Below are 7,121 nucleotides of genomic sequence, written 5' to 3'. Positions count from 1 at the left end.
CCGACTCGGTAGCTCAGCTGGTAGAGCAATACACTTTTAATGTATGGGTCCTGGGTTCGAATCCCAGCCGGGTCACAAGTTTACTGAAAAGTAAATTTTTTTCATATTAATATTTTGTGATTTGGTGTATCAAAGGTTTCCTCAAGAGACCTTTGATTTTTTTTATATACTATACCCCGGAAAAGAAAAAGCTCTGATTTTATTGATCAGAGCTTTATTTTTTTATAAAAAGTACACGAGGTATTTTGTTGAACAAGTGTTTAATATTAATCCAGGTGCATATTATCTATTAATCGGACACCATCTACTACAACCACGATGAATGCACGGTATTTTCTGTCTTTGTAGAAAAAATCGGTTTCTTTAAGAGTATCTTCATCAGCGATCAGAAAATATTCCAGTTTCATTCCATGTTCATGATCGAAGATATCGGCAACTCTTTCTTTTATTTCAGGAATGGTAACGGTCCGGAACCAATCGTTTACCTTAATTAAGGTCTGATAAATCACCTTTGATGCTTCTTTCCGGTCTTCATGAAGTCTCTGGTTCCTTGAGCTCAAAGCAAGGCCGTTTTCTGCTCTGTAAATGGAGACGCCTGTTACTTTTACCGGAAGTTGTTTCTTTTCTACCATTTTCTTGATAATGGCAAGCTGCTGAAAATCCTTTTCTCCGAAATAGGCATTGTCCGGTTTAATTTGATTGAAAAGCTCTTCAACCACGGTTCCTACACCGTCAAAGTGTCCCGGTCTTGATTTTCCCTCCATTTCATTTTCCAGTCCATCGAAATCATAACGCTGGCTTTCTGTTTTTTCCGGATAGATATCGGCTACCTCGGGAATGTAGACAGCATCCACCAATCCTGAGTTTTTGAGGATCAAAATATCTCTGTTGATATCTCTCGGATATTTTTCAAGATCTTCCGGATTATTAAATTGGGTTGGATTTACAAAAATTGAAGAAATTACGAGGTCATTATCTTTTCTGGCTTCTTCATACAGGGAAAGATGGCCGTTATGGAGCGCGCCCATAGTAGGGGCAAAGCCTATCTTTTTCCCCATTTCTTTCTGTCTTTCAATGAAATCCTGAAGGGTTTTCTTGTTCTTTATAACTTCCATAGTTTATTTTAATACTAATTCAAAAATACTAAAAATATCACATAATTATATGAGTTTTTAATAATTTGGAAATAGGAATTATCGTAAAATAATGTTAATTAAAATAATGTTGGATGTTTTTTTGTAATTTTGCACATTAAAGCATTTTTACAAAAATATAGATAGAAATTTATGCCGAATCAAAAAATACTGTACATTACTACAGAGATGTATCCATATCAGGAAGATACGAATATGGCTGCAGTGGTAAACAAAATGGCACTTAAGATGCACAATGAAGGCAATGATGTAAGAGTTTTTATGCCAAGATTTGGACAAATAAGTGAAAGAAAATTCCAACTTCATGAGGTGATCCGTCTTTCGGGAATGAACATTATCATCAATGACCTGGACCAGCCTTTGATTATTAAAGTAGCGTCTCTTCCGGGGGAAAGACTTCAGGTTTACTTTATTGACAACGAAGAATACTTCAAAAGAAAACAATACTACGTTGATGACGAAGGAAACCCTTTTGATGATAACGACGAAAGAGCGATTTTCTTTGCAAGAGGTGTTATTGAGACCATCAAAAAGCTGAACTGGGTTCCGGATGTGATCCACCTGAACGGATGGATGTCTTCTTTTGTTCCAATTTACCTTAAAACCTATTACGAATCCGATACTTATTTCAAAGACGCCAAAATCGTTCTTTCCCTATACAATGAGAAAGACGCGGATCTTGATAAAAATATTGCTGAGAAATTGGCATTCGATAATATTTCCGGATTAAAAGCGTTAGATAATCCGACAATCAAAAATTTTGTGATCGAGAGTATGAATTACGTGGATATGGTGGTAAAAGGAGATGAGTTTTTAGATGAGGACCTTGACAAAGGTTTCAATGAAACAGCGACTCCAAAATCAGAATACGTAGACGTAGATTCTATTAATCAAATTTATTAAAAACACTTTTTTAATGACTCATACTGTTAAAAGGACTTTTGCCATGCTTTTTGTGGCGGTTTTCGGAAGTGCTCTTCTTTATAACTGCGAACCGGAAGCGGATTCGCTGGGTGAGCAGCTATTTATCAATGATGGTGCGGAAAGTAATATGACTTCCTATGATCTTGTTGCTTATAATATTAATAATAAAGATTCAATACGAAGTGATGCAGGCAGACTGGTAAGTCTTATCAATACATCAGGTATTTCTACGGCTACGGCCGTTCTCGGAGCTTTCAACGAGGGACAGTTCGGAATGCAGAAAGCATCGTTTCTTACTCAGCTTAGAATGTCCAGCGATAATTTCGATTTTGGAAAAACCCCAAAGGTAGACTCTGTAGTATTGGTAATGAAGCCTAGAGCTGTAACCGATTCTGTGAAAACTTCAGGGGCTAAAGACGAAAGTATATTGATAGGAACTGTAGCGACACCTGTTTCTACAGAGGTTAAAACTTACCCTGTTGATTATAGAGTGAAATATGGTAAAACTAAACTGGGTGCGGGAGGAACTAATACATTGTTGCATGTTAATGTAGATGAAATTACGACCTTCCTGGATGGTAATGATAACAATTTCAAATATTCAAATGTAAATGTAGGTACAGGGGCAGCCCTTGGTTCTGCTGTATTTGATGGAAATGTAAAAGCAGTTACGATCACTAAAAAGTCTGACAACTCTACGTTGTTTGCGGCAGATGCAGGATTCAGAATTCGTCTGAATAATGATTTCTTCCAGACTAAAATCCTTGACAAGAGCGGTAAGCCTGAACTTAAGGATGCGGCAAACTTTACCAGATACTTCAAAGGAATCAGACTTTCTGTGGATGAAACGGATGGATATCTGCTACAGTTCTCTCCGGATGATTTGGAAGTGATCATGTACTACACCAACGAAAAAAATGATAATGGTACGATAACAAGACCGCAGTCTTCATTCAAATTATTGATGAAAGGAGGCCTGGGTAATGCTCGTATAGGTCAGTATACGTATGACAGAACAAACTCTAAATGGGAAAACGCAATAGGATCTATCAACGAAACCGAAGGAAATGACAGACTTTATCTACAGGGAATGGGAGGACCTTCTATAGGAGTGAAAATTCCGGAAAGTACGATCAATAGTCTTAGGACGTTATATGATACTAATAAAGCGGCCATCGTAAGTGCGAAAATCAGAATCTATACAGATGAGGCGGTATGGAAAAATAACTTAAGAAGGAAACAGGAGAATCTTACCATTAGCCCTATAGACTCAGGTACCCCATTACTTACTTCGTCAGCCTTTTTAGCCGATATTACTGCCGGTTTTGATTGGCTAAAATCAGCTATTGATCAAGACCCTTCTTATTATGAGTTCACGGTAACAAAAACAGTGAAAGATATTATTGAAGGAAACCCTCTCAATAATGGAGTTCGTACTGAAAATAAGCTGCTTCTTATCAATATGGGTGAGTTTACACCGACAACGGCAAATACGTTTGGCGGATTCAAATTTACATCCAGAGCATTTGAAACAGAAAGAGCTGTCTTTGTGGGATCAAAAGATAAAAATAACAAATACAGAATGCAGTTAAAAGTCACTTACGGTACAAAAAAATAAAAAAAAACACTAGAAAAAATATGTGCGGAATTGTAGGATATACAGGATTTCAGGATGCGTATGACATTGTGATCAACGGTCTTAGAAGATTAGAATATAGAGGATATGACAGTGCTGGAATTGTTTTGGAAGGTTCAGATAAAAAATTTGAAGTAGAAAAAACAAAGGGTAAAGTAGATGATTTGGTCAATATTTCGGCGCAGTTAAAAGGTACAGCTAAAATAGGAATGGGGCATACCCGTTGGGCAACTCACGGGGTTCCAAGTGATAGAAATTCACACCCGCATTTGTCAAATAGCGGAAAAATAGCTCTTGTACATAACGGTATTATAGAAAACTATGATACTATTAAAACAATGCTTACTGAAAAAGGATTTACTTTCAAGTCTGAAACAGATACAGAAGTTCTGGTTAATCTTATCCAGTATTTCATGGATGTAAATTCAGAAACAGACTTCCCGACAGCGGTAAGATATGCTCTGAATGAAGTATACGGAGCCTACGCTATCACAGTCCTTCACGAAGATTATCCGGGAATATTGGTTGTAGCAAGATTAGGTTCTCCGCTAGCCATAGGACTTGGTGATAAAGAGTACTTTATTGCTTCTGATGCGTCTCCTTTCGTAGAATTTACAAAAGAAGCGATCTATCTTGAAGAGGGACATATGGCTACTATTTCATTGGAAAATGGGGTAGACATCAGAACAATTAATGATAACTCTAAGATTGAGCCTGAGATTCAGGAGCTTAAATTAAGCTTGGAGCAGATAGAAAAAGGTGGGTACGAGCATTTTATGCTTAAGGAAATCTTTGAACAGCCTAAATCCATACACGACACGATGAGAGGGAGACTTCTTGTAGACGAAGGGGTGATAAAAATGGCTGGGATCTGGGATCATTTAGAGAGATTCAAGAATGCTAATAGAATTATAATTATTGCTTGCGGAACTTCATGGCATGCAGGTCTTATCGGGGAATATCTTATTGAAGAATATGCAAGGATTCCTGTAGAGGTGGAATATGCATCAGAATTCAGATACAGAAACCCGATTGTCACGGACAAAGACGTTGTTATCGCTATCTCCCAGTCCGGAGAAACTGCAGATACAATGGCTGCATTGAAATTAGCCAAAGAAAAAGGAGCATTTATATATGGTATCTGTAACGTCGTGGATTCTTCCATTGCAAGAATTACAGATGCAGGTTCATATACTCACGCAGGCCCTGAGATCGGTGTGGCTTCTACAAAAGCATTCACTGCACAGCTTACGATCCTTACCCTGATTGCATTTAAACTAGGAAAACATAACGGTAACCTAGGAAATGCAGAATTCATGAGCTTAATTGCTGAGCTGGACGCTATTCCTAAAAAGATCGAAGAAGTTTTAAGTGCTACTCACGAGCTTACTCAAAATATTGCCAAAGACTTTATCGGTGCTACGAACTTCCTTTACCTGGGGAGAGGATACAACTATCCAGCAGCGTTGGAAGGTGCTCTTAAGCTGAAGGAAATCTCTTATATTCACGCAGAAGGATATCCGGCAGCAGAGATGAAGCACGGACCTATTGCCCTTATCGATGAAAACATGCCAATCGTTATTATTGCGCCTAAAAAAGGACACTATGATAAGATTGTAAGTAATGTTCAGGAAATTAAGGCAAGAAAAGGAAAAGTGATTGCAGTGGTTAATAAAGGAGATAAACAGGTAAGTGCAATGGCAGATTATGTTATTGAAATTCCTGAGACGTCTGAATGTTTTTCCCCAATCGTTGCATCAGTGCCTTTACAGCTATTAGCCTACTACATTGCAGTATACCGAGGAGCCAATGTAGATCAGCCAAGAAACTTGGCAAAATCCGTAACCGTGGAATAAAAACTAGTTGTAAATAAAATAAATTTAGATTTCTTCTGTTATTTCAAAAAAAATCTTAAAAGTTTCTTAAAAAAATTATATATTTACGGCTTAATTATAAAAATTAACATGAAAAGGATATTTCTTTTATTATTGTCTGCGTCGGTAGCATCAGTATCTTGTTCAGGTGGTGGCAGTTCTTCTGTAGGGAAGCCTGGAACGAAAGGAGAATTGATACCAAGAGAAAAAACGAAATCATTTGTTGCGGAAAGACCATTCGGAATGGTGGCTATTCCAGCAGGTTCATTTGTTGCTGGTCTTGCAGATCAGGACCCAACAAACACACCTGAAAAAGCATCATTGAAAACTGTTACAGTCTCCTCTTTCTTTATGGATGAAGCGGAAACTACCAATGCAGAGTACAGGGTATTTATCAATTATGTGAGAGATTCCATTGCGAGAACTCTATTAGCCGAAGCCGCTGGGGAAGGCGGTGACGAAGGTGGACGTAGAGGAGCAAGTATAGGAGACTATGCATACCTTGCTAAAAAAGAAGAAAATTTAACACCTTATCAAGAATATTTAGAGGGACAGGGAGGAAGAGATGACGGAAGTTATGATGCAAGCAAAAAATTAGACTGGAAAATCCCATTACACTGGAGCACTGGAAAGTATCCTGATGTAGAATATGCGGAAGTTTTAGAGTCTATGTATCTGCCTGCTTCTTCCAGAATTGGAAACGAAAGAATTTTAGACGTTAGTAAACTAAAATACAGCTATCAGTGGGGAGATATGGATGCCGCACTTGCTGACAACGAAAGAGGAGCAAACTACCTTAAGAGTTCAAGCATTGCCATCTATCCTGATACTACGGTATGGGTAAATGATTTCCACTTCACTTACAACGAGCCGTTGTTCGAACAGTATTTCTGGCACAAAGCTTACAAAGATTATCCTGTAGTAGGGGTAACCTGGGATCAGGCAAGAGCATACTGTTACTTCAGATCTAAACTGAAAACAGACTACAACGAAAGCTTAAAAAGAAAAAAACAAAGACCATTGCAGTTCCGTCTTCCTACAGAGATTGAGTGGGAATATGCTGCAAAAGGTGGAATGCAAAATGCTACTTACCCTTGGGGTGGTCCATATTTAATGGATGACAGAGGTTGCTACCTGGCTAACTTCAAACCGAAGAGAGGTAACTACATGGAAGACGAGAAAAAAGGTACTTATACATATACAGCTCCAGTAAAGAAATTTAAGAAAAATGGATTTGGGTTATTTGATATGGCTGGAAACGTTTCTGAATGGACATCATCTGCGTATAACAACTCTTCTTACGGATTCTCATCTACTTTAAATCCTTCTACGAAAGATACAAAGGATACGAAGAGATCAGTAAGAGGTGGATCTTGGAAAGATATAGGATATGCCCTGATGACAGGTGCTAGAGATTGGGAAAGAAAAGATTCCGCAAGAAGCTATATCGGATTCAGAACTGTACAGGACATTCCTGAAGCAGCTGTTAAGCCAAGAAGAGTTAACAGATAATTAACCGGACAACTATTTTTC

General features: G+C 38.1%; 5 protein-coding genes and 1 tRNA gene. 5 read left to right on the top strand and 1 reads right to left on the bottom strand.

All coding sequences use genetic code 11. The features are described 5' to 3' along the window. The first annotated feature begins 2 nt into the window (after window positions 1-2). Window positions 3-75: transfer RNA gene (locus tag N0B48_RS05075), tRNA-Lys, on the top strand. A gap of 191 nt (window positions 76-266) precedes the next feature. On the opposite strand, the gene panC is transcribed toward N0B48_RS05075, so the two are convergent. Then, a complete protein-coding gene (gene panC / locus N0B48_RS05070) occupies window positions 267-1,115 on the bottom strand; it encodes a pantoate--beta-alanine ligase (protein ID WP_259837204.1) in 849 nt (282 codons plus the stop codon). 171 nt (window positions 1,116-1,286) lie between these two features. Here panC and N0B48_RS05065 point away from each other — a divergent pair, with 171 nt between their 5' ends. From N0B48_RS05065 to porK, 4 genes are all read left to right on the top strand, one after another. Next, entirely contained in the window at window positions 1,287-2,057 is a 771-nt protein-coding gene (locus N0B48_RS05065; RefSeq protein ID WP_259837203.1) for a glycogen/starch synthase, read from the top strand. Between the two features lie 13 nt (window positions 2,058-2,070). Next, a complete protein-coding gene (locus N0B48_RS05060) occupies window positions 2,071-3,696 on the top strand; it encodes a DUF4270 family protein (protein ID WP_259837202.1) in 1,626 nt (541 codons plus the stop codon). Window positions 3,697-3,716: 20 nt separating this feature from the next. Then, entirely contained in the window at window positions 3,717-5,570 is a 1,854-nt protein-coding gene (gene glmS / locus N0B48_RS05055; RefSeq protein ID WP_259837201.1) for a glutamine--fructose-6-phosphate transaminase (isomerizing), read from the top strand. A 108-nt stretch (window positions 5,571-5,678) separates the two neighbouring features. Beyond that, the gene (gene porK / locus N0B48_RS05050; RefSeq protein WP_259837200.1) at window positions 5,679-7,100 is read left to right on the top strand and encodes a T9SS ring complex lipoprotein PorK/GldK; all 1,422 of its coding nucleotides are present in this window, start codon (window positions 5,679-5,681) and stop codon (window positions 7,098-7,100) included. Window positions 7,101-7,121: the final 21 nt, after the last annotated feature.

Origin of the sequence: Chryseobacterium herbae, from assembly GCF_025154075.1 — a bacterium.
GTDB classification, from domain to species: Bacteria; Bacteroidota; Bacteroidia; order Flavobacteriales; family Weeksellaceae; genus Chryseobacterium; species Chryseobacterium herbae.
Note: the sequence above shows the minus strand (reverse complement) of the source record. Positions and strands in the feature narration are given on the sequence as shown.